The sequence below is a fragment of the Affinirhizobium capsici genome, from assembly GCF_977018625.1.
This window is the reverse complement of sequence record NZ_CDRNXD010000004.1, coordinates 2,412,841-2,435,115: the sequence shown is the minus strand read 5'-3', so window position 1 is coordinate 2,435,115 and position 22,275 is coordinate 2,412,841. Positions and strand designations below refer to the sequence as shown.

The following is a 22,275-nucleotide window of genomic DNA, read 5'->3' as shown; positions in this document are numbered from 1 at the left end:
CATATTCGCAAGTTTCACTCATGCAACGCGCATGATGAGGTTTCCGCCAAATGGATTTGAATTCTGCCTTTCCGTTCCCTTATGCTCATTGGTATGCTGCGGTTCTATTTCTCGATGCAGGTCATCCGGTAAGCGAAGTTCTAGCCCGGCTTGACGTAAATGCTGCAGTGTTTGCAGCATGCAACGAGCGATATAGTCAGCTAAATTTTGCAAATATGTCCTGGGTGGCGAGCAGCTATGAGCGTGATGGTCTGGCACCGCCGGGTGAAGACCGTGCCCTTTACGATCATCTGATTCAAGGCGCGGAGATCGCTCCATCCGTTGGGGAACCTTTTAATATGCGTCTGCAGCTCAAGCTTATTCGCGACGTTGTTCATGCCCAGCCCGAAATTGGTCCCTTCCTGAACTGTGGTTGGACCGCTGTTTATCTCTGCGAAAGAGGCTTTCCTCCTATTCGCTACGTTCATGATGGTCAGTTCGTACGTGTCGGTGGCGTGCCACTTGCTGATAGAAAGAAAATGCCGTTAGAGGGCATTGATCCGTCCAGCTTCAGGAAATTGGGAGAAAGGTGGTTTCGGGATAATCGACGCGTTTACGGACAGGCCGAGACGCCCAGCCGGATGTATTGGTTTGTTGCGCGAGGGGCTGATCCAGATAGCTTCATCGTGTTGAATGAACGATATGCCAAAGACAATTCCGCTGGCTATTATATTACAAATCGCCGATTTCCGAGCGAAGAACCTGATGCGTTCCAAGTTGTCGGCTACTATTATGGCCGCGGCCAAAAGCCTGGCTTTCATGTGGAGGAAAGCCATTTTGCAAAGGATAACCGCAAGGTCTATGCCTATGGCACAGAGATTGCTGGTGCGCATGCCCCAAGCTTTGAGGCAATTGGCGATGAAGGTGCCTATTTTGTCGACCATGACCGTGTCTATTGGGAAGGCATACCCATGCCGGAGGCGGATCGCGCCAGCTTCGTCTGCGCTTCTGAAGTCGGTCAGTACTGCGCCTATGATAAGGATCGCCCCTATTGCCGGGGGGAGGTGCGGTCGGTCTCCAAGGAATTTGAGCATTGGAGAGCTTATTTTGAGGTACGACCGGAGATTTCAGATCTTTGGTGGCATCGTGAGAAGGAGCGAAGGGAACAGGCAAAAGAAGGCGTTTCTGCTCCAGACCTGAGGCCTCTTGGCGGTCCCTATTTCACCGACGGTACGCGTCTACTGGTGAAAAGCCGGAATGCCCGTCATGGCCTCCTCTCGCTCGATAATGTCGATCTGGAGTCCTTTCGGCACATCGATGATGTGTTCTTCTCTGATCGAAGCGGTCTACGCTTTGTGATACCGGATTATGAGGCCTATGGTAAGGACCCCGTTAAAGGCGGAGACCCGGAGAGTTTCAGGGCCCTTGGGAGTGGGTGGTATCGTGACGCCCGACAAGCCTACTATCTCAATACCGGGCTTGATTTCTGTGAATTTCGCCTCGTAAAAGCGGATATGGCCTCTTTCGAAGTCATAGGAGGAGCTTATGCCCGCGATATCCGAGGACTGATCGTGGCGGGCGTTCGCAAGCGCGACATCGATGATTTCGGCTCTGTTGTTGCACTCGGGCATAGCTTCGCCCGTATAGGACCAAAATTGCTCTATCTAGGGAAGGCCGTGAAGAAGCAATGCCAGATTGATCCCATGACGGCCTGGAGCCCACATGAGGATCTTCTGATTGATGCGAACGGCCATATGCTGTTGCGGGGGCAGTATCGTAAACCTGTTCCCGGTCTCGATCCCGCCGCGCTTCGCTTCCTGAATTTCGTTTTCGCCTACGATGTACAGCGTATCTACGGTCTTTCTCACTACGGCTTGATGGTGTGCGATGAGATCGACTACCAAAACGCGACTGTCGTTGGGCGCCATGCCCTAAAGGTAGATAACACCACGTTTCATATCCACGACAAAACACTCAGGCGCTCTGTAGAATCGCTCAACAGCAGTTCGGAACCAGAAACAGATGAAGGTTCTTAAACCCGAAGGAAACCGGATGCCGGAACGTAAAGCTCTGAGATTGTTTTTTATCCCAGTCCTTCTCTTCTCTAGCGTCGTGACAGCGAAAGCCGAGGACATTGGTTGGAGGAAACACCTATTCGATTTCAGGGTCCCCGCACTTAATTTTGAAACGCAGGTGCCAGCTGATGCCAAGGCTGAGACAGTGCCGATGGCAGAGATGGAACCCGGCTCCATTGGTCGAGTGAAAATCATCGGGAAGGTGACGCCAGGGGGTGGCGGCCAGCAAGTGGAGACCACCATTGTTGGATACGATCTGAAAAGCCCGCCTGCTGCGGCGCGCTTGTGTAAGTACGAGGCGGAGATCGCAGGCTACACGCCACGCTTGATCGACACTGCCTCGGATTTGACGGAGGCCAAGGTTTTTGCAACTCAAAGCGAAAACGGTGAACCGAAGAGTGCGATCCTCAGCACCTGTTTTGCAAAAGGCAAGAATGCGCTCGCAATTCATTTCATAGTCAATGTCACGGGTGAGCCGAAACCGGAACGTGCCAAAAAAGCCTTGCAGGATTTGGATACATACTCGGCTGCCTTCTTGAAGGAATTTCAATTCTCAGATGGCAAACAGGCAAATTTTGGCAGCGACATGCAGTCTGTCCCGCTTCAAATTGATGAGCGGAAGATTGATTTGCAGATCTCGAAGGACTGGGACGTTCCGATCAATGATTTTCATGGACCCTTGCCAGCTGAATTGCATTTGCTTCGCCGCAGCCAAAATAAAGATGTCGGGCTCATTTGGCTCAATGTTCAGAAACGGGCGGAAAAGCCAGATCTGGAAAAAACAGGCACGGAAATCATTCGCAATTATTTCGTTAAGCAAGCGCCGGATGTCGAAACTCCGGTGCTGCTCGATGTCAGCCAAAACGCGGCTATGTCCGAAAAGAAATTGGACAATCGGGAATTTCGATTTTCCGCCAAAAACAAAAAAGGCGAGGATATTGGTGTGATCGATGCAACAGCGGTTTGGAAGGACGGTCAACTCATTGTTGTCAGCCAATGGTCAACTTGGGCTGAAACTGCCAGCCGCAACGACTTCTTCACCCGTCTTCCCGGTATGACTGCCTATGACTTGGTGCGTTCTGCTGTTCTTGGTTTCGCGCCTTGAGAGCAATTGTTCGATCTATGCTTTAACAGGGCCAGACAACAAAAAAGCCGGTGATGGTGTCACCGGCTTTTGAGGGTCTTATTCCCACTCGATTGTGCCGGGTGGCTTCGAGGTCACATCGTAGACCACGCGGTTGATGCCGCGCACTTCGTTGATGATGCGGGTCGCGGTGCGGCCCAGGAAGTTCATGTCATAGGGATAGAAGTCAGCGGTCATGCCATCGACCGAGGTGACGGCACGAAGTGCGCAGACGAAATCATAGGTGCGGTAATCGCCCATGACACCAACGGTCTGTACCGGAAGCAGCACGGCAAAGGCCTGCCAGATGGTGTCGTAGAGACCCGCCTTGCGGATCTCATCGAGATAGATCGCATCGGCCTTGCGCAGGATATCGAGCTTCTCGCGCGTTACGGCGCCGGGGCAGCGAATAGCCAAGCCCGGACCGGGGAAGGGGTGGCGGCCAATGAAGCTGTCAGGCAGGCCTAGTTCGCGGCCAAGTGCGCGCACTTCATCCTTGAACAGCTCGCGAAGCGGCTCCACCAATTGCATGTTCATGCGTTCCGGCAGGCCACCCACATTGTGGTGGCTCTTGATGGTGACGGAGGGACCGCCAGAGAAGGAAACGCTCTCGATCACGTCAGGATAGAGCGTGCCCTGTGCCAGGAACTTCGGTGCGCCCTTGCCATCAGCCGCGATCTTGGCAGCTTCCGCTTCGAACACCTCGATGAAAAGGCGGCCAATGGTCTTACGCTTCACCTCCGGGTCGCTGACGCCAGCCAATTCCGTCAGGAACAGGTCTGACGCGTCCACGTGGATCAGCGGGATATGGTAGTGATCGCGGAACATGCCGACGACCTGTTCGCTCTCGCCCATGCGCATCAGCCCATGATCGACGTAGACGCAGGTGAGCTGGTCGCCAATGGCTTCATGGATCAGAACGGCTGCAACGGAGGAATCCACGCCGCCTGAAAGGGCGCAGAGCACGCGGCCATCACCAACCTGTTCCTTGATCTTGCGGATCATTTCCGCGCGATAGGCGGACATGGTCCAGTCCGACTTCAAGCCAACAATTTTATGCACGAAGTTTGACAGGAGTTTTGCGCCATCGGGCGTATGCACCACTTCCGGATGGAACATGGTGGTGTAGTAACGGCGCTTCTCATCGGCAGCAATTGCGAAAGGCGCATTTTCTGAGGTCGCGATAACCTCAAAACCTTCCGGCAGCCTGGTAACGCGGTCACCATGGCTCATCCACACCGGATAGCGGCCACCAACATCCCAGAAACCTTCAAACAGCGGGCTGGCTGACTTGATCTCAACATCGGCGCGGCCAAATTCCGCGGCATGGCCGCCTTCGACCACGCCGCCTAGCTGGGTGCAGAGCGTTTGCTGGCCGTAACAGATGCCGAGAATGGGTACGCCGTAATCGAACACTTCCTGCGGAGCGCGGGGGCTGCCTTCTGCGGTCACCGAAGCGGGACCGCCAGAGAAGATAACGCCCTTCGGCTGCATCTTGGTGAATGCGCCTTGCGCATTCTGGAACGGATGGATTTCGCAATAGACCCCGGCTTCGCGAATACGGCGCGCAATCAGCTGCGTCACCTGGCTGCCGAAATCAATGATGAGGATGCTGTCTGGATGGGCTGTCTGGGTCATGGCGAGCCTTTAAAGAAAAGCGACCGTTTTTGCAACTGCGTTAGAGCCGCAAATCGCCGGAAACAAGGGCCTGCGTCAAGCGGTCAAGAGCCCAGGCCAGCTTTTCATCGATGACGTGCAGATATTCGGTCCAGTCGCTAACGTGTTGAAGCTCTGCTTTGCCATCGGAAATGCCGCGAAGACCGATAAGTGGAAGATCGAAAGCCTGGCACGCCCGCAGAACGGCAAAGGTTTCCATTTCAACAAGATCGGCCTCGATCCCATCATAGCCGGAGCCGGAGATAATGTTGGCTCCGGTGGACAGCGACGCAACAGGAATGCCTGGAATGCTGTGCGGAAGCTCTATCACCGCCGGGAGATCAAGAAGCGGCGTACGACCTTTCTCAAAGCCGAGGGGAGAAGCATCCATATCGCGGTAGGAGACGGAGGAAATCTGGTAGACTTCCGTCTGCTCAAGCCTGCGGGAGCCAGCCGAGCCGAGGCAAACAACGAGATCGGGCAAATCTTCACGGGCCGCAAGTTCCGTCAGCGTCCGTGTCAGAACCACAGCCGCTTCAACCGGGCCGATGCCGGTGATCAGCGGAGACATTCGCGCCTGAAGGTGCGGACCATATTCCGGCTTTGCTGCCATGACGAAGAGCAGGCGCTTGCCTGCCACGGTCTTCAACTCAAAGCTCATCCTGTCACATCCTCTCGCCCACGGATCACCATCATGCTGCCGCTCATGGATGCGATCAGTTTTGCAGGGCCGGTACTCAAAGCATAGGCGCGACCATCGGCAACAATAATAGTGGAACCCGGCTTGGTAATTTCACCGCGGAACAGGAAGCGGTCGCCGCGGCCCGGCGACATCAGATTTACTTTGAACTCAATGGTGAGGATGGAAGCCTGCGGGTCGATGACTGTATACGCCGCGTAGCCACAAGCTGCATCAAGAGCCGCAGAGATCACGCCGGCATGCAGGAAGCCATGTTGTTGCGTCAGCTTTGCATCGAAAGGCATTTCGATTTCGACCATGGCATGTTCCACCCTGGTCAGTTCGGCTCCAAGCGTGCGCATGAACTGCTGCCGCTCGTAACTCTTCGCCACCCGCTCCCGAAAATCGCCCAGATCCGTCTCGTCCATTCACCGCCCCTTTTCGCAATTGCGAAATTGGCATGGGCTCAAAGGCACTGCAAGCTCAGTTCAGCAGGTAAAGCGAGATGTTGAGCAGCGTTGCGAAGCCTACCCAGGCCAGATAAGGCAGGAAGAGAAGTGCGCTCACCCTATCCCGATTCCAGCTTCTGCTGATGAAGGCGATGATCGTCAGAAGCATCGGAATGATGACGATGAGGCCGAGGATGGTGCTTTCCATGCCGAAAAAGGCTGGCGACCAAAGAAAGTTGATGGCCATCTGCGCAAACCAGATGTGCATGCGGGAAGATGATGGAGCATCCAGCCAGGTGCGCGCACCAGCGATGCCGATCAGCACGTAAAGCGTGGTCCACACCGGACCGAAGATCCAGTTTGGCGGATTGAATGGGGGCTTGTTCAGTGATTGATACCAATCGCCTGGGACATTGTTGATACCAATGAGAGCACCGAGACCGGCGACCGCAACCACAAAAATGAGATAGATGACAATCCGCTTCATGCGACGCGATGTAGGGCGCATCCAGCCTTCTTGCCAGATGCCCGGAGGCCCCAAGAAGCGCGTTTTATGAAAGGCGTATAAGGTGCTGATCCCAGGCCAGCCTGGAGTGCGTGGAACCTAGGTCTCCGCGATAGGAGGACACGGAGATGCCCGTGGCTGAAGGTGCGATGCCTGCCGCCTCCGGCACACTGCCTTCCGCCAGCACGCGACCGCTCACAGCATCGAGAATGATAGCGGCTCCGCCCTTTGGAGAGGCCAGCCCAACAAGCTTCTCCTTGCGATTGATGGCAATGGCACCGACGTAATTTGCTAGCTTGTCGGTGGTTTCACGGGGAAGGTCCAGGAATTTGATATCCTCACCAAGCGCAAAACGGCCAGCCAGTGGCGGATGGTCATTCGCCCCGCCTTCATACTGGCAGGCAAACCAGATGCGACCCCCATCATCGAGATCCAGATGCCGGGTTGAAAGCTGGCTCAGATGCTCTGGCATGCCATGACACTGGAGGAGTCTACCATCCTTTGCATCCAGAATGGCGAGCGAAGGCCGCATGTTGTCGAGGTTGAGCTTGGTGCGGCCAAAATCCGGGTGGGTCTCGATGCCGCCATTGGCGATGATCAGGAAGTGGCCATCGTCGCTGACCGTCATGTCGTGGGTGCCGATACCACCAGCATCGAACTCGCCTACACGCGCAAAGCCGTTTGTCGCATCATAGAGACCGATGACACCGCGATTGCCATCGAAATCATTCTCGCTGGCATAAAGGATCTTACCATCCGGCGAAAAATGCCCATGTCCATAGAAGTGACGATCCGCGGGCGTATGAATGATGACGGGTTTTGTTTCACGGGAGGGATTAAAGATCATCGCAAACGTGCCAGGTCGTCGGGCAAATGCAACGCCACGGCCCGTCTCCTTGCAGAAAGCAAGACCGTGGGCGCGAGCTGGCAGGAGGGTTTGATCGATCACTTCGCCGCGCTCACTGATGGTGGCGATGCCATAGCTTCCATCCGGCGCGCGGAAACCCGATGCAAACACAGCATCGGCCCTGTCGAGGGCAAAAAGCTGACGAGGCGTGAGCGCACCGAGAAAACCTATACCTGCAGCCCGGATGAATGCGCGCCGGTCAATGGCCACTGTGCGCATCGCATCAATCTCCGTCGGAGAAGGAGAAGCCTGCGCCGAGGCCGAGGCCACCTCCAAGCCCATCATTCAGGCGGATGATGAGGTCGCGGCTATTGAGAAGCACAAAATCAAGCCTTTGGCGGTCATCAGGGTTAGTAACCGCCTTCTCCACGTCCGTGTTGATTTTGTTGACCGTGCGGATGAGTGATTTCAGCACGAAATCGATGGAGGACACGATGGACTGCTGATCGTCATTCAGAAGATTGATAATGCCGGATACGTTCAGCATGTTTTGCACGCCTTCAAGGTTTTCGTTCAGCATGGCAAAGGAGAGGCCGGAACGCCAGAAAAGCGCCTGTCGCGCGAAGGCTTGTGCCTCTTCACCCTTGTAGAAGCTCTCGATGCGCTGGTCACGGAGCGCTTCTGACGCATGGACCAGAATACCAAGCACCTCCGTCACGGCTTCCTGATCGGTGCGGAAAGCAGCGCTTTGCGGCCCTGGGTTCTTCCAGTCCTTCGAAATGCCGTTCTGATCATCCCAAGCCTGCACGAGTTCTGTGCCGATACGCTGGATATTGCCGGCAATGGCCAGACCATAGCGGCAGCGATAGCTATCGGCCTTCGTGGCAACCTCTTCAAAGCCCGTACCGTAGAGAAGAAATTCCAGCGCGCCGAGACCCTGGACGGCAACGCTTTTGCTGGCGAGCGTTGCAGGGGAGGCCGCGGCTTCATCGGAGGTGGAAAGGAGAGCCTGTACCTGTCGAAGGCCCACCCCTTTCTTGTCCGGGTAGAACAGCACACGCTCGAACCGGTTCTTCTCAAGCACTGGCCCAACCCGAACGATCTCGATCTGCCCCCAGCTTCTAGCCGTACGGGCAAAGGCATCGCGCGCCTGCTCCAGGTTTGCCTGCGATGGCATGGAGCAAAGCTGCATCATCCGGTCTGTCAACTGACCAGCCTTGTCGGTGAAGTCGCGGTAACCGGGCTCGATCACTTTTTCGATGGTCGCTTCCATCAGCGCCACCGTCTTTTCATGCGTCAGAACCGGCGGCGGGGATGGATTGGCATCCTGCGCGAAAGCACCGCCCGCTGTGGACAGAACGAGGCTGAAGGCAAACATCAACGTGCGCATCATAGCGACTCCAGAAAGGTCAAAAGCGCTTCTCGGTCTTTACGAGACGACGCAGCGAATGCATTGCGGGCTTTTTCTGCCTCTCCGCCATGCCAAAGGATGGCTTCGGTAAGGTCGCGCGCGCGGCCATCATGCAGAAAGAAGCTATGCCCGCTGACGGTTTTTGTCAGCCCAATGCCCCAAAGTGGAGGGGTTCGCCATTCCTGCCCGGACGCAGAGCCAACGCTCTGTCCATCCGCTAGACCTTCGCCCATATCATGCAGCAGAAAATCGGAATAGGGCCAGATCAACTGGAAAGCCTGTGCCTTATCCAAAGCATCACGGCGGGTCACATATTTCGGTATATGGCAGCTTGCACAGCCAGATTGGTAGAATATCTCCTTGCCCTTCAAAACGTCCGGCAAATCGACATTGCGCCTCTGCGGAATTGCCAAGTGGCGGGAATAGAAGGTGACGAGATCAACAACAGGGTCTGGTGCTTCCGTATTTCCCAGACGCGGCTGAACCCCATTCGGCATTGATTGGCACTGCGTTTGCGTTGGGGTGCAATCACCGTTGGGGTCGGGCCTGTCAGGGGTAGAAATGCCCATATCGCCGGAAAAGGCTGCGGCGACCTGATCGCGCACCGTCGCGTTCTGGGCTTTGAAGCCGAAGCGACCAAGTGCCAATTTGCCGCTTCGATGTTCGCGAACGACCGCAGCGCGACCAGAAATTCCATCGCCATCCAGGTCATCAGGGTCTGCATGGGCCAGAATATCTGCTTCGGGGATGGCTTCGATCAGGCCCATGCCAAGCATGGGCGGTGCAACGCGTGGAGAGAGCGTGACATCTTGCTCCAGAGGGCCATAAGCGAGGTTCGCTGCAACGTAATTCGGCTTGCGAAGCGAAACTTTAGTGCTGTCGGCAAGGGTAAGAGCAACCTCTTCATAGATGATCTTCATCTCGCCTTCGGCGGCAAGCCCTGGCACAGCCAGATCCTGCAACTGTTCACCATAGGTGGCGTCAGGAAAATTCAGAACCTCATGGCTATCAATACGCGACTGTTCCTCCGGCGTGCGAGACGCGCGGGCCAACCGCAGAAACATCGAGACGTGTTCGGTGGCACCTTCCGGCGGGTGTCCGCGACCGTCTCTCACATGACAGCTCAGGCAGGAGCGTGCATTGTAGAGCGGCCCCAAACCATCGGATGCTTGCGTGGAGGAGGGCGCGGCTACCCAGAGCTTGGTGAAAAGCGCGTTGCCAAGCTTGAACTCGTGCTGCTGCTGGAATGTAAGGTTGGAAGAGGCTTGCGAAAAGGCGTTCTGGTCAGCGGTAGCAAGCGAGGTTCCGGAACCCCCTGCCATGGCCTCAAACGCTTCCGCTTTTGCGAAATCCTGCGTCGGGCGCACCACCTTCTTCACCCGCTCCAAATCAACTGCGGAAAGATCGGATCGCTTCTGCCATGCCTCCGGCACATCATCCTTCGCAGCTGTTCCGACGGGAACACTTGCCAGATAGATGAACACCAAACAGAAAGCGGGCAAGAGAGATTGGGGGCGCATTCAATCGTCAGGGCCGCCAGAGGATGATCCGGCGGCCCTGCCTTTGACTTATTTGAACACAGCGTTTGGATTGTCGAGGCTGTCTGAACCTTCCAGCTTGATCGAACCGAGGTCCAGCGCCGCAATCACCCGCTCGATTGACTTGGTCTGGTCGATCAGGCCGTCGATCCCGGCCTGAACTGTTGCATTGCCTTCCTTGTTGCCCTCACCAATCATCTGGTCATAAGCCTCTACCTTGGCAGCGCGGTCGGCAATGGACTGCATGGCAGCGACTGTCTTGTCCAGCTTGCCAGTCAGTTCCGTATCAAGTGCGGCGTTCTTCGCCTTCACCAGATCATGCAAGGAGGGGCCGGTAAGCGTCGTGCCGTCAACGCGGGTATAGGTGCCGTTATAGGCTTGCTGAATACCCAGCGCATCGTTCAGATGTGAGTTGTGCGTATTGTCGGAGAAGCAATCCTGCTCTTCTTCAGGATCGTGCAGCAGCAGGCCAAGCTTCATGCGCTCGCCGGCCAACTCGCCGTAGGAGAGCGAACCCATGCCGGTTAGAATGGCAGTGAGGCCAGCCTTTGGATCGGCAGTGACAGTCTTGAATGCTTCGCCATCCGGCGCCCAGGCCACGACCATTTCCTGCAAATCCTGCACGAGAAGGGTGGAGGCGGATTTCAGATAATCGGCACGACGGTCACAATTGCCATGGGTACAATTGGCCTTGTCATAATCGGTATAGGGGCGGTTGCCAGCACCGGGCCCGGTGCCGTTCAGATCCTGACCCCAGAGCAGAAATTCGATGGCATGATAGCCAGTCGCAACATTCGCTTCCACCTCACCGGCCTCATGCAGGCTGCGGATCAGTTCCGGCGTGATTTTGGATGCATTGATCTCTTCACCGTTTACCGAAAGCTTCGGGTTGGAGATGATGTTGGCCGTGTAGAATGCGTTGGAATCACTTTCGGTGCCGTAACCAGCGTCGACGTAATCGATCAGGCCCTCATCCAGCGGCCAAGCGTTGACCTTGCCTTCCCAATCGTCAACGAGAGGGTTGCCGAAGCGATAAACTTCCGTTTGCAGGTAAGGCACGCGCGCGGCGATCCATGCGGCGCGTGCAGCCTTCAAAGTCTCTTCTGAAGGCTTGGCAATCAAGGCATCGATCGCCTTGTCCAACGTCTTTGCCGTATTCAGTGCATCTTCGAACTTGGCGTGTCCAACAGTCGCGTAATGCTTCACGACCTCGGAAGGTTCTGCGGCGCTGGCGGGAAGGGCTGCAAATGCCACGGAAGCGGCCAGTACAAAAATGCTGGAGTTGATAAAGGTACGGCGGAGCATGTCCCCTCCTTAAGAGCAATTGCGTATCGAATGTCCGATCACGCTTTTCCGGTCGAAGGCGGCAAAAGAAAGACAAGCTTCCCACCCCTGGAAATCTTGGCTCTCAATGCCGCGTCGGGCGAAGTCATCGCGCAAAATAAAACTGGTGTCAAATGATCTAGATTAGTTCGCGCGCAAAGGCTTCGTGCAACTTGACGAGTGTCAACCTCTGCTCTCAGACCTTGCTAGGCCTTCCGCTTCATTTTGCAGAAGAAGAAGCCGTCCGTATCCGTGCGGGCAGGGGTTAGCGTCAAAGTCTGGCCATTCGCGCTATGCGGCTGGGGAGCGCTTTCGCCGAACAGCGTCTGCCAATCGGTAAGCGCCGAGTGAACCTCGAATTGCGGGTTACTTTCAATAAAGCGTTCTATCTGCCTGTCGTTCTCTTCCGGCAGAACAGAACATGTGACGTATACGAGCGTGCCGCCGGGGCGCACATAGGCTGAGGCGGATGTCATGGCATCCTGCTGCTGATCAAGTCGCTCCTCGATATTGCGCGGCGTGATGCGCCACTTCGTATCGGGTCGCCGTCTCCAGGTGCCGGTGCCTGTGCAGGGCGCATCGACCAGAACCATATCCAGCTTGTCTTTCAGATTGTCCAGAGCCTTGCTGTTATCGTGAACCTGTACGTTGCGTGTACCGGCGCGACGTAGCCGCTCGATGATGGGGGCCAACCGCTTGCGGTCCGCGTCATAGGCATGAACCTGCCCCTTGTTGTTCATGGAAGCGGAAAGGGCCAGCGTCTTTCCGCCGCCGCCTGCGCAATAATCTAGAATTTGCTGGCCTTCCTTGGGCAGAACCAGATCCGCGACGATCTGCGAACCCTCATCCTGCACTTCGAACCAGCCCTTTTGGAAGGAAAGCTCTGCCGTCACATTTGGGAGGCGGGATGCACCGTCTCCGGCGGGAATGCGAATGCCCTGTCTTGCAATACGGGTGGCGCCTGCACCAGAGCGTTCGAGCGCCTTGATAACCTTTTCGCGGTTAGCTTTCAGAGTATTGGCGCGAAGATCCAGCGTCGGACGGTCCGCCATGGCCTGCGCTTCTTTCAGCCATTCATCGCCGAAACAGGCCTCAAAGCTTGCAACGAGCCATTCCGGAATGTCGCCCTGCACATGGGCTGGCGCTTCAGCTAACTGGCGGCTTTGCAGTGCTGTAAGATCCGGTGTGGCGGGGGCAAACTTGTCGTCCGCCAATTCCGCTTGCAGTGTTTCCGGTGTAAAGCCCCATTGTCGAAGGAGGACGGCATAGACCAGAGCCGTCTCGCTCTCATCGTCCATCAACCAGGCATGTGACAAACGCATGCGCAATGCGTCATACACAATATTGCCGATGGCGGCGCGATCGCCGGAACCGGCAAAGCGGTGGGCAAGGCCCCAGTCCTTCAGTGCATCGGCGACAGGGCGCTTGCGTGCCTCGATATCCGCCAATACTTCGATGGCAGCAGCCATCCGTCCGCCCAATCGCATGTCCCGATCTCCTTGCTTTCATGGCGCGTGTAGCCGTGAAAGCCGTTCAGGGCAAGCCGGAGGCCATGGGTGAACTTCAACTTGAGAAGATCAGCCGATAACCTCATAGCAGACATTGGCGGTGCCGGAGGCAACCATGCCGATGTTCTTTGCTGCGGCTTTGGAAAGATCGAGAACCCGCCCCTTGATGAAAGGTCCGCGATCATTGATGCGCACAACTACGGTCTTGCCATTGCGCTTATTGGTAACCTTCACCTTCGTGCCGAAGCTGAGGGAGCGGTGAGCTGCAGTCATGTTCGCAGCGTTCATACGTTCGCCTGATGCCGTCTTGGAACCGAGAGCATACCAGGAGGCGTGACCACAACCTGGCGCAGCATGTGCTGCATTGGTACCCAAAAGAGAAAGTGATGCGATGGCAACCGCGGCGAAAGTTGAGCGTTTAGCGTTCTTCAAATCCTGTTGTCCCCTGTGAACCCAGTGCTGGAATGCGTGCGGGTTGGCTAAGGCAGGGGCAAAAAAGGCGAAAAAGTGGGCTCATCGTTCACGCAATGTTACAGTCTGTAACATTTGTGATTAGTAGCCGGCTAATGATCGATCGCTATGGATAGGGAAAAATTAAGCAGAATCAGCGAGTTTTAGAAATGTCATTCTAATGATCGCAGAAGCGTTGATTCGATGGAAAATCGTGAAGAAAAATTTATATCGCTGAGGGGATTCAGTTGCCCCATTTGGACAAATTTTGTGGCGCTTTGCCACGAAAGTTAAAATTTCCTAATCACAATGGACTATTGGGAAGGAATTTCCTGCCTGTTGAGGCGGCGGCTCAGCTATGGACCCCAAGCCAGATTTATTTGCGCCAGCGATCGTCTTTCCATAGCTGGAGGAGAGAGACGCGATAATCTGGATAGAGAAAACTAAATCCAAGGTTGCGGATTTTCTCGTTCGAAACCCGTTTATTCTCGCCGTAGAAAGAGCGCGCCATGGGCGAGAGTTCGGCGGTCTCAAACGTCTGTTCAGCTGGCGGCTCGATCTCCATCAAACGCGCCGCTTCAGTCACGACATCCTGTGGCGGAGCGGGTTCATGATCGGTCACATTGAAGATGCCCTCCGCCATTCGGTCCGCAAGGAAGCGCGTGGCCCGGCCAATATCTTCCACACGAATGCGATTGAATACCTGGCCTGGCTTCACGAGGCGACGAGCATTGCCCTCCGCGAGATTGAGGAAACCATTGCGACCAGGACCGTAAATACCGGACAGCCGCAGGATGGCCAGTGGCAGCGCATCTCGTTTGGCCGCACTCATCCAGCCATCTTCTGCCGCCACCCTTTCGCGTGACCGGGCGGAGACCGGTTTGCAAACCGTTTCCTCGTTCACCCATGCGCCGCCATGATCACCATAGACGCCAACGGTAGACAGATAGGCACACCATTCAAGTTTCGGCATCAGTTGCCGAAGACCGTCTTGCGCCAGCATCGACACCGGGTCACCTCCAGAGCCGGGCGCGATAGACTGGACGAGATGGGTCGTTTCCTGAAGTTCTGTCCGCAGTGCGTCTGAGATCACAGCGCCATCGAAGACGAAAGGGCGTATGGCACTTTGGCGCAGTTGCGAGGCTTTATCTTCGGTTCGGGTGGTGCCAGCGACACTGGCACCTGCAGAGAGAAATTCAGCGCCAATGGCTTGGCCGGAATAGCCCGCTCCGAAAATCATAACCCGCATCTAACGCACTCCCATCATCCATTCATATTCTACATCACCGTCATCGTCCGGTTGACGGATTTCAGCAAGTGCCTTGAACTCTTCCATCGGCAGAAGACGCGAAAGCGCCCAGACCGCCATGGCGCGAACGACAGGCGAGTTATCCTGCGACAGTTCTCGACAGCGCTCGATGAGCGATGGATCATCGCTGTTGCCTGCGGCAATCAGAACATTGCGCACGAAGCGATCGCGTCCAATACGCTTCACCGGTGAGCCGCTGAACAATGAACGAAAACCAGTATCATCGAGAGCGAGGAGCGAGGCGATACTTGGTTCCTTCAAATCCTCTCGCGCTTGCAGCTTCATCTCCGACGCCTGCGCTGCGAACTTGTTCCAGGGACAGGCGGCAAGACAATCATCGCAGCCATAAATGCGGTTGCCGATCTTCTGACGAAGTTCCGGCTCGATCCGTCCTTTATGCTCAATGGTGAGGTAAGAGATGCAGCGTCGGGCATCAATCTGGTATGGTGCAGGGAAGGCATCCGTGGGGCAGGCGTCCAGACAGGCGCGGCAGGAGCCGCAGTGATCCCGCTCGCTTGCGTCTATCTCCAGTTCCGCCGTGGTGAACATGCTGCCAAGAAACAGCCAGGAACCGAAGCTGCGGCTGACGAGATTGGTGTGTTTGCCCTGCCAGCCCAGGCCTGCCGCTTCTCCCAAGGGCTTTTCCATGACCGGAGCCGTATCGACGAAAACTTTCACATCTTCTCCGGCCCGGGCCGCGAAGCGCGTGGCAATTTCCTTAAGCCTGCCTTTGATGATGTCGTGATAATCGCGGTTGCGAGCATAGACCGAGATGGCGGCGCGATCCCTTCGTGCCTGAAGCGCACGCGGGTCTTCCTCCGGCCCGTAATTCAAGCCGAACATGACGATGGAGCGTACCTCTGACCACAGCGTGCGCGGATCGCCTCGACGTTCCAGCGTTTCTTCCATCCAGTTCATGGTGCCGTGCCGACCGGCTTGCACGAAGGTTGCCAGCCGCTCTGGAGCCTGCGGGATGGAGGAGGGCAAGGTTATGCGACAGAGATCGAAACCTTGTGCTTTCGCTTCCTCACGAATGAAAGCGCTCAGCTTGCGGCGGCGCTCTTCCATCCTCTGTTGTTGGCGATCCGTCTGTGGCGCCTGGTTCTGGTCAGAAATCGAGGTCCGCATAATGAGATACCGGCGTAATGCCGCGAATGCGTTCCGCCAGGAGTGGCCGGAACGATGGGCGCGACTTCAGCCTCTGATACCACTCCTTGGCAACCGGTGTCTCCTGCCAATCGATTTCGCCAAGATAATCGAGCACGGAGAGGGATGCGGCAGCAGCAAGGTCCGCATAGGAAAGGCGGTCGCCTGCCAACCATGTGCGAGAGCCGGCAAGCCAGGAGAGGTATTTCATGTGCTGGCGAATATTGCCGCGGGCCGTGCGCAAAACTTTCGAGTCCGGCGCGCCGCCGCCCTGGGCTGGCGTCATTTGCAGTTTGTAGACGCGCTCGCGGGTCAACGGACGCGTCACATCCTGTTCCATCTTCTGCAGGAACCACTCGGTCAATCGGCGAATTTCCGCACGCTGGAACGGATCTTCGGCAAACAGCCGCTTGTCCCGCTTCAGCACACCATGGGTTTCATCCAGAAATTCGAAGAGGACAGTGGGACCGCAAAGCGCCCGCATACTGTCATCCACATAGACGGGCAGCGTTCCAGCGGGATTGATCGCCAGAAACTCACGACGCTTTTCCCACGTCTGTTCTTCGACGAAGTCCGTCTGAAAGCCATATTCGGCCAGTATCAGCCGCACGAATCGCGAGGCAGAGGACATAGGATGATGATAGAGCGTTGGCATTGATACTCGAATAAAAAGATTGCTGTTATAAGCCTGAGTCGATCGCGATCACCAAAGCCGGAATGTGGCTGACATAAGGCGGCCACGCGGATTTGCTAGCTCGAAGTTACTGATTTCCCCTCAATATAGTTCCCATCCCCGTTAATAAAGGATCAAGAATGGCGGACCACTCCCTCCTAAGCGCCTTCCTTCTTGGTGTTATCGAAGGAATAACCGAGTTCCTTCCGATCTCCAGCACCGGCCACCTCATCATCGCAGAGCAATGGCTGGGCCAGCGTTCCGATACCTTCAACATCGTCATCCAGGCAGGCGCGATTCTGGCGGTTACCATCATTTATTGGCGGCGGCTGATGGATTTGGCACTCGGCTGGCGAGAGCCGAAGAACTTCAGATATGCCGCAAAGCTGATGCTCGCCTTTCTCATTACGGCTGTCCTCGGCCTCATCGTCAAGAAGTTGGGCTTCGAACTGCCGGAAAATGCCAGCCCCATTGCCTGGGCGCTTGTCATCGGCGGTATCTGGATGATCGTCGCGGAATGGGCGGCAGCAAAACGCCCACAAAGCACGGAAATCACTTGGCTTGTCGCCGTACTGGTTGGTATCGCGCAGGTAATCGCCGGCGTCTTCCCCGGCACCTCGCGCTCGGCCTCCACTATCTTCATCGCCATGTTGGCAGGCACCGGAAACCGTGCCGCCGCTACCGAGTTTGCATTCCTCGTCGGCATTCCCACAATGTATGCCGCCAGCGGCTATCAGCTTTTGAAAACGGTGAAGGATGGAGGTCTGGCTGGCGAAGACTGGACATCCATGGGGGTGGCCTTCGTCACCTCAACGGTGGTCGCCTTCATCGCGGTGAAATGGCTTTTGTCCTACATCCAGACAAACCGTTTCACGGTATTTGCCATCTACCGTATCATTCTCGGCATCGCCCTTCTGGGCATGGCCTATGCAGGACTGATAGCCTGACACTTTGAAATAGAAATGGCCGGTCGCGTGACCGGCCATTTTTATAAAGAGCATTCCAGAACGAATTCGATGACGGTGCACTCCTTGGGAGCAAGTGCACCAGTCTTCGTATTACAGTGTTGAAAAGCGCCCGTGTGGGCGCTCGCAAATGAAGCTTAATGACGGATCGAACCGGTAGCGCAGGGATCAACCCCATAGGCCGGGGCGCACGAGCTCTTGTTCGCCGCCACAGTGCCGGGTGCGAGGAAGGAGCCTGCCAGAATTACGAGTGCCGCACACGCAAAAAAAAGTGCGATGGACTTGCCCATGGGGGAATGCCTTTCGGAGGATGGGGAATGGGTCACGGCCGATTTTCAAACCTAACTGGCGCCGGTTTACGGGCCGTATGGTGAAGATTCAATAGCAGATGTTGCTGAACTGCCGGTTAACGCCACTCAATTATCCGTTGCGTCTTTTTGGTCACAAGGCGCAAACTGAAACAGGCAGGATTTGCATCCTGCCTGTCGAATTAACAATAAGTTAACGTGGTCAATCAGGCAGCCTTGCCCGAATTGGTGAACTGGCCCTGCACGCGATACTGCACAAGATAGCTCGGAAGAATGGTGTCGACGAGGGTTGGACGTACACCGAAGGCTGAAAGCGTGCGTCCTTCCTGTTCAGCTTCCTTGGAAACCACATTGTCGTTCTTCAGCAGCGTTACCTGATCGCCAGTCAGCGGCGGCGTAATGAGCGGAACCATGGATGCGATGCTGCCGATCATCGATGCAATGCCGAAAGGCAGTGATACCAGCGGACGCTTGCGATAGGTCACGCGCAGAACAGTCTCAAGACATTGCTTGAAGGTCAGAACTTCCGGACCGCCCAGTTCATAGATCTGGCCCTTCTTCACCTTGCCGTCCACCGCTTGTGCCACGGCTTCAGCCACGTCTTCCACATAGATCGGCTGGAACTTGGTCTTGCCGCCGCCAATGAGCGGCAGGAACGGCATGGTGCGCGCCATATTTGCGAATTTGTTGAAGAAATTGTCTTCCGTGCCGAAAATGATGGAGGGGCGAAGTATGACCGCCTCCGGTATGATCGACAAAATAGCGTTTTCAGCGCGACCCTTGCTGTGGGCATAGGACGATGCCGACTTCGCATCTGCACCAAGAGCGGAAATATGGGTGAGGCTTGCGCCGGCAGCGCGTGCTGCTTCAGCGACGGCCTTGGCACCGAATTCCTGCACGGAATCGAATGAGTTCTTGCCGCTTTCAAACAGGATGCCAACGCAGTTCACGACGTGATCTGAACCAGCAACCGCCTGATCGATCGACTTGCGGTAGCGCAGGTTCGCCTGAACGAGCTGGATTTGGCCGACATAGCCTGCCGGACGCAGAAAACCGGCCAGATCAGGACGGCGTACAGCAACGCGAACACGATAGCCGCGCTTTGCCAGCGTCCGAACCACATGCCTGCCGACAAAGCCCGAGCCCCCGAACACGGTGACGAGCGGCGGAAGATTGGACATGGTCATGGGAATGCTCCGAAAGCCAAGGAGGAACGTCTTTTTCTTAGTCTCTAGCCGAAAGCGGAGGGCAGGTGAAGCCTTGGCGCGCACTCATCGTCCGCTCCGCTTCATTTTCTCTAAGGAGTAGAGGTGAAAGAAGGGTCAAACACCCTCGACTACCACCATCTCGGCATCCGCCACTTCCTGGCGAATCTTGGCTGCCACCTGATATTCCGGGGAGTTATAGCAATCCACCGCATGTTTCAGGCTTGGAAACTCGATCACCACGTTGCGGGTGCGAGCCGTACCCTCCAGGCGTGCGAACTCGCCGCCGCGTGCAAGAAAATTCGCACCGTATTTCTCGAATGCGGGCTTTGCCGCTGCCACGTAGTCCTTGTAGCGCTCAGTATCCCGAACATCCACGCGTGCAATCCAGTAACCCTTAGGCATGTCGTCCTCCGAAAATTCCATTTCCCTCAATCAGATGGGTAGAATGCTCAAAGTGCAAGGGCCATTTCATCGAGAATCGCTTTTGCCGCAGCCACAGGATCAGCTGCCTTGACGATGGGGCGACCAACCACCAGATGGCTGGAGCCGTTGCGAATGGCATCCCCCGGGGTCACCACACGTTTCTGGTCACCCGCTTCAGACCCGGCAGGGCGAATGCCGGGGGTGACCAGCGCCATATCAGAGCCGATGATCTGGCGAACGGCAGCCGATTCTTCCGCAGAGCAGACAATCCCGCCCATGCCTGCCGCACGGGCCTGTTCTGCGCGCTTGAGAACCAGTGAACGTGGATCGGTGTCGTAGCCCGCTTCCTTCAGGTCTGCATCATCCATGGAGGTCAGGACGGTCACACCAAGCAGGCAAAGATCGGAACCCTTGGCAGCGGCTACAGCAGCACGCATCGCCTTGGGGTAGGCGTGCAAGGTCAGCATGTTGACGCCCATCCTCGCCACATTTTCCACGCCATGGGCAACGGTGTTGTCGATGTCGAGCAGTTTCATGTCGAGAAAAACAGATTTGCCATCGCGTAACAGATCCCGCGCCAGTTCCAGCCCGCCGATGAAGGCAAGCTGGTAGCCGATCTTGTAAAAGGTGACAGTATCCGAAAGCTTGGCGACCAGCGCCTCAGCCTCTGCGATGGTCGGAACATCCAGGCCCACGATCAGGCGTTCGCGTGCGGCTGCGCTCATACTCTCTCTCCTCGGCTGAATTTGATGGACTTGCAACTCGCACGGAAGGCACGATGCTGCAAGCCCGCTTTTGTTCGCCAGAGGGTTTGATGCGTGTCGGATTACGGACGAGTATAAGTCCAGAGCTGTGCTGGCGGCAGATTGCGCACCACGAAATCGTAATGCCGGATGCGATATCGATCGGGCCGTGCGATGATGGGCGAGACGGGACCATAGGTGATCTGCATCACCGGGCGGCCATGCGGCATGCGATCCAGCAGGTCTTCCAGCAGCCAGATGCGCTTTTCCATCGGAAAGCTCAGCATGGGGATAGCTGAAATCACCGCATCGAATTTGCGGTCTTTAAAGGCACCCAGGATGTCGTCGAGTTCGAAGGCGTCGCCATTGATGAAATGAACGCCATCGAACGTCTTGGTCAGATGCTGATAGAAATCGGTCGAATATTCGATTGAAACGAGATCTTCCGGCTTGATGCCACGTTCAAGAATTGCCTTGGTGATGATGCCGGTTCCAGGACCGAGTTCCAAGACGGGAAGGCCAGATTGCGGATTAACAACGCTGGCCATGCGCCGAGCAGTGACACTTGAGGTCGGCAGGATTGCGCCCACTTGCTTCGGGCCTTCCATCCATCCTTTGAAGAAACGAATTTCCTCATCGAACTTCCGGCCAAGCCGTTCTTTCAGACGCAATTCCATCGGCAACTCCTCCATAATATGTTCAGTCATCGCGCCCTCATGGCGCAAAATCAAGAAAAAATGTCGCAAATATTCGGCAGAAAGAGGAAGGACCGCCGGAGCGGTCCTAAGGGATGTTACACACGCATAGGCATTAGCACGTAGAGTGCGTCATCGCCTGCGGTGTCTCGAACGAGCGTTGGTGACCCAGCGTCAGCCAGCAGGAAGATCGCATCCTCACCGGAAAGCTGCGCTGTAATATCAAGGAGATATTTGGCGTTGAAACCGATTTCCATCGGGTCGCTTTCATAGCCAACAGCAACCTCTTCCGTGGCGCTGCCGGAATCCGGGTTGTTGACCGTCAGCAGCAACTGGCCTTCGGAAATTGCCAGTTTGACGGCGCGCCCGCGCTCGGAGGAAATGGTCGAAACACGATCGACAGCCTTGGTGAAGCTCTGGCAATCGACGCGCATTTCCTTGTCGTTTCCGGTCGGAATAACGCGCTGGTAATCGGGGAAGGTGCCATCGATGAGCTTCGATGTCATGACGATGCCGCCAATGGTCAGGCGGATTTTTGCGTCCGACACTTCCACGGTAACCACCGCTTCCGGATCGTCCACCAGCTTTTGTAGTTCGCCCACCGTCTTGCGAGGAATGATGATGCCGGGCATGCCTTCCGAGCCGGAAGGCGCTTCGATATCTGCACGGGCAAGGCGGTGACCGTCGGTTGCCACGGCGCGCAGCTTGAGCAGGCCCTCGGTTTCGATCGTGTGGAAGAATATGCCGTTCAGGTAGTAACGGGTTTCTTCCGTTGAGATCGCAAACTGTGTGCGATCGATCAGCATTTTCAGATCGGTGGCCTTGATCTTGAAGGTATGGGTGAAGCTTCCGGCGGTAAGGTCGGGGAAGTCCGACTCCGGCAGGCATTGCAGCGAGAACTTCGAACGGCCAGACTGCACTGTCATCGTGCCGCCATCCGGGTTCACCGCCAGGAGAACCTCGGAACCGTCCGCCAGTTTGCGGACGATTTCGTATAGAAGGTGAGCCGGAACCGTGGTGGCGCCAGCCTGCTCCACCATGGCGGGCAGTTCCTCGGTGATTTCCAGATCAAGGTCCGTCGCTTTGAGCGCCAGATCGTTGCCGGAAGCTCGCAGCAAGACGTTGGAGAGGATCGGAATGGTGTTGCGCCGCTCCACGACACGGTGAACGTGGTTCAACGATTTCAGGAGGTTGGACCGCTCAAGAGTAATACGCATTGGACGCTACCGCTTTCGACCGTACCGGCTCCCGAAAAGGGGCCG

Annotated in this window: 21 protein-coding genes; 3 read left to right on the top strand and 18 right to left on the bottom strand. The window is 56.1% G+C overall.

The annotated features are described in order from the left end of the window. Positions 1-50: 50 nt before the first annotated feature. Complete coding sequence (locus AC0JZ1_RS15035) at positions 51-2,015, top strand: DKNYY domain-containing protein (protein ID WP_471883137.1); 1,965 nt, start codon at positions 51-53, stop codon at positions 2,013-2,015. Next, positions 2,002-3,159, top strand: a complete 1,158-nt coding sequence (locus AC0JZ1_RS15030) for a hypothetical protein (protein WP_471883136.1) — start codon at positions 2,002-2,004, stop codon at positions 3,157-3,159. The genes AC0JZ1_RS15035 and AC0JZ1_RS15030 overlap by 14 nt, the downstream gene beginning before the upstream one ends. 78 nt (positions 3,160-3,237) lie before the next feature. Here the strand turns inward: AC0JZ1_RS15030 and guaA are convergent, their stop codons facing one another. From guaA to AC0JZ1_RS14965, 13 genes are all read right to left on the bottom strand, one after another. Then, complete coding sequence (gene guaA, locus AC0JZ1_RS15025; protein WP_471883135.1) at positions 3,238-4,815, bottom strand: glutamine-hydrolyzing GMP synthase; 1,578 nt, start codon at positions 4,813-4,815, stop codon at positions 3,238-3,240. 40 nt (positions 4,816-4,855) lie between these two features. Continuing rightward, a complete protein-coding gene (locus tag AC0JZ1_RS15020) occupies positions 4,856-5,494 on the bottom strand; it encodes a 5'-methylthioadenosine/S-adenosylhomocysteine nucleosidase (protein ID WP_471883134.1) in 639 nt (212 codons plus the stop codon). After that, positions 5,491-5,940, bottom strand: coding sequence for a PaaI family thioesterase (locus AC0JZ1_RS15015; protein WP_471883133.1), 450 nt, complete (start codon positions 5,938-5,940; stop codon positions 5,491-5,493). Before AC0JZ1_RS15015 ends, AC0JZ1_RS15020 begins: the two co-directional genes overlap by 4 nt. A 55-nt stretch (positions 5,941-5,995) precedes the next feature. Further along, complete coding sequence (locus AC0JZ1_RS15010; protein ID WP_471883472.1) at positions 5,996-6,448, bottom strand: TspO/MBR family protein; 453 nt, start codon at positions 6,446-6,448, stop codon at positions 5,996-5,998. Positions 6,449-6,512: 64 nt separating this feature from the next. Next, positions 6,513-7,592: a DUF1513 domain-containing protein gene (locus tag AC0JZ1_RS15005; protein WP_471883132.1), complete on the bottom strand. Its 1,080-nt coding sequence runs from the start codon at positions 7,590-7,592 to the stop codon at positions 6,513-6,515. A gap of 4 nt (positions 7,593-7,596) precedes the next feature. Beyond that, positions 7,597-8,703, bottom strand: coding sequence for an imelysin family protein (locus AC0JZ1_RS15000; protein WP_471883131.1), 1,107 nt, complete (start codon positions 8,701-8,703; stop codon positions 7,597-7,599). Continuing rightward, on the bottom strand, positions 8,703-10,244 hold the full coding sequence (locus AC0JZ1_RS14995; protein ID WP_471883130.1) for a di-heme oxidoreductase family protein: 1,542 nt from the start codon (positions 10,242-10,244) through the stop codon (positions 8,703-8,705). The genes AC0JZ1_RS15000 and AC0JZ1_RS14995 overlap by 1 nt, the downstream gene beginning before the upstream one ends. A 48-nt stretch (positions 10,245-10,292) precedes the next feature. Next, positions 10,293-11,567, bottom strand: coding sequence for an imelysin family protein (locus AC0JZ1_RS14990; RefSeq protein ID WP_471883129.1), 1,275 nt, complete (start codon positions 11,565-11,567; stop codon positions 10,293-10,295). A 224-nt stretch (positions 11,568-11,791) separates the two neighbouring features. Then, positions 11,792-13,072: an RsmB/NOP family class I SAM-dependent RNA methyltransferase gene (locus tag AC0JZ1_RS14985; protein WP_471883128.1), complete on the bottom strand. Its 1,281-nt coding sequence runs from the start codon at positions 13,070-13,072 to the stop codon at positions 11,792-11,794. Between the two features lie 90 nt (positions 13,073-13,162). Continuing rightward, on the bottom strand, positions 13,163-13,525 hold the full coding sequence (locus AC0JZ1_RS14980) for a septal ring lytic transglycosylase RlpA family protein (protein WP_471883127.1): 363 nt from the start codon (positions 13,523-13,525) through the stop codon (positions 13,163-13,165). A 394-nt stretch (positions 13,526-13,919) separates the two neighbouring features. Further along, on the bottom strand, positions 13,920-14,792 hold the full coding sequence (locus AC0JZ1_RS14975; protein WP_471883126.1) for an SDR family oxidoreductase: 873 nt from the start codon (positions 14,790-14,792) through the stop codon (positions 13,920-13,922). After that, the gene (queG, locus tag AC0JZ1_RS14970) at positions 14,793-15,920 is read right to left on the bottom strand and encodes a tRNA epoxyqueuosine(34) reductase QueG (RefSeq protein WP_471883471.1); all 1,128 of its coding nucleotides are present in this window, start codon (positions 15,918-15,920) and stop codon (positions 14,793-14,795) included. Positions 15,921-15,960: 40 nt separating this feature from the next. Then, positions 15,961-16,653, bottom strand: coding sequence for a glutathione S-transferase family protein (locus AC0JZ1_RS14965; RefSeq protein ID WP_471883125.1), 693 nt, complete (start codon positions 16,651-16,653; stop codon positions 15,961-15,963). A 158-nt stretch (positions 16,654-16,811) separates the two neighbouring features. Between AC0JZ1_RS14965 and AC0JZ1_RS14960 the strand changes: the two genes are divergently transcribed. Beyond that, positions 16,812-17,618 carry an undecaprenyl-diphosphate phosphatase gene (locus AC0JZ1_RS14960; protein WP_471883124.1) on the top strand — a complete coding sequence of 269 codons (807 nt, stop codon included), beginning with the start codon at positions 16,812-16,814 and terminating at the stop codon, positions 17,616-17,618. A gap of 532 nt (positions 17,619-18,150) precedes the next feature. Here the strand turns inward: AC0JZ1_RS14960 and AC0JZ1_RS14955 are convergent. From AC0JZ1_RS14955 to dnaN, 5 genes are all read right to left on the bottom strand, one after another. Further along, positions 18,151-19,131 carry a complex I NDUFA9 subunit family protein gene (locus tag AC0JZ1_RS14955; RefSeq protein WP_471883123.1) on the bottom strand — a complete coding sequence of 327 codons (981 nt, stop codon included), beginning with the start codon at positions 19,129-19,131 and terminating at the stop codon, positions 18,151-18,153. 135 nt (positions 19,132-19,266) lie between these two features. Continuing rightward, positions 19,267-19,554, bottom strand: a complete 288-nt coding sequence (locus AC0JZ1_RS14950; protein WP_471883122.1) for a DUF1330 domain-containing protein — start codon at positions 19,552-19,554, stop codon at positions 19,267-19,269. A gap of 47 nt (positions 19,555-19,601) precedes the next feature. Beyond that, entirely contained in the window at positions 19,602-20,300 is a 699-nt protein-coding gene (pyrF, locus tag AC0JZ1_RS14945; protein WP_471883121.1) for an orotidine-5'-phosphate decarboxylase, read from the bottom strand. Positions 20,301-20,401: 101 nt separating this feature from the next. Next, positions 20,402-20,995 (bottom strand): phospholipid N-methyltransferase PmtA, encoded by a 594-nt coding sequence (gene pmtA / locus AC0JZ1_RS14940; RefSeq protein ID WP_471883470.1) that lies wholly within the window; start codon positions 20,993-20,995, stop codon positions 20,402-20,404. A gap of 116 nt (positions 20,996-21,111) precedes the next feature. Next, a complete protein-coding gene (dnaN, locus tag AC0JZ1_RS14935; protein WP_471883120.1) occupies positions 21,112-22,230 on the bottom strand; it encodes a DNA polymerase III subunit beta in 1,119 nt (372 codons plus the stop codon). Between the last annotated feature and the right edge of the window lie 45 nt (positions 22,231-22,275).

Bases quoted from the DNA above. Each gene is read 5' to 3' on its own strand.
- AC0JZ1_RS15035 (WP_471883137.1), top strand. From the start codon at position 51: ATGGATTTGAATTCTGCCTTTCCGTTCCCTTATGCTCATTGGTATGCT.
- AC0JZ1_RS15030 (WP_471883136.1), top strand. From the start codon at position 2,002: ATGAAGGTTCTTAAACCCGAAGGAAACCGGATGCCGGAACGTAAAGCT.
- guaA (WP_471883135.1), bottom strand. From the start codon at position 4,815: ATGACCCAGACAGCCCATCCAGACAGCATCCTCATCATTGATTTCGGC.
- AC0JZ1_RS15020 (WP_471883134.1), bottom strand. From the start codon at position 5,494: ATGAGCTTTGAGTTGAAGACCGTGGCAGGCAAGCGCCTGCTCTTCGTC.
- AC0JZ1_RS15015 (WP_471883133.1), bottom strand. From the start codon at position 5,940: ATGGACGAGACGGATCTGGGCGATTTTCGGGAGCGGGTGGCGAAGAGT.
- AC0JZ1_RS15010 (WP_471883472.1), bottom strand. From the start codon at position 6,448: ATGAAGCGGATTGTCATCTATCTCATTTTTGTGGTTGCGGTCGCCGGT.
- AC0JZ1_RS15005 (WP_471883132.1), bottom strand. From the start codon at position 7,592: ATGCGCACAGTGGCCATTGACCGGCGCGCATTCATCCGGGCTGCAGGT.
- AC0JZ1_RS15000 (WP_471883131.1), bottom strand. From the start codon at position 8,703: ATGCGCACGTTGATGTTTGCCTTCAGCCTCGTTCTGTCCACAGCGGGC.
- AC0JZ1_RS14995 (WP_471883130.1), bottom strand. From the start codon at position 10,244: ATGCGCCCCCAATCTCTCTTGCCCGCTTTCTGTTTGGTGTTCATCTAT.
- AC0JZ1_RS14990 (WP_471883129.1), bottom strand. From the start codon at position 11,567: ATGCTCCGCCGTACCTTTATCAACTCCAGCATTTTTGTACTGGCCGCT.
- AC0JZ1_RS14985 (WP_471883128.1), bottom strand. From the start codon at position 13,072: ATGCGATTGGGCGGACGGATGGCTGCTGCCATCGAAGTATTGGCGGAT.
- AC0JZ1_RS14975 (WP_471883126.1), bottom strand. From the start codon at position 14,792: ATGCGGGTTATGATTTTCGGAGCGGGCTATTCCGGCCAAGCCATTGGC.
- queG (WP_471883471.1), bottom strand. From the start codon at position 15,920: ATGGAAGAGCGCCGCCGCAAGCTGAGCGCTTTCATTCGTGAGGAAGCG.
- AC0JZ1_RS14965 (WP_471883125.1), bottom strand. From the start codon at position 16,653: ATGCCAACGCTCTATCATCATCCTATGTCCTCTGCCTCGCGATTCGTG.
- AC0JZ1_RS14960 (WP_471883124.1), top strand. From the start codon at position 16,812: ATGGCGGACCACTCCCTCCTAAGCGCCTTCCTTCTTGGTGTTATCGAA.
- AC0JZ1_RS14955 (WP_471883123.1), bottom strand. From the start codon at position 19,131: ATGACCATGTCCAATCTTCCGCCGCTCGTCACCGTGTTCGGGGGCTCG.
- AC0JZ1_RS14950 (WP_471883122.1), bottom strand. From the start codon at position 19,554: ATGCCTAAGGGTTACTGGATTGCACGCGTGGATGTTCGGGATACTGAG.
- pyrF (WP_471883121.1), bottom strand. From the start codon at position 20,300: ATGAGCGCAGCCGCACGCGAACGCCTGATCGTGGGCCTGGATGTTCCG.
- pmtA (WP_471883470.1), bottom strand. From the start codon at position 20,995: ATGGAATTGCGTCTGAAAGAACGGCTTGGCCGGAAGTTCGATGAGGAA.
- dnaN (WP_471883120.1), bottom strand. From the start codon at position 22,230: ATGCGTATTACTCTTGAGCGGTCCAACCTCCTGAAATCGTTGAACCAC.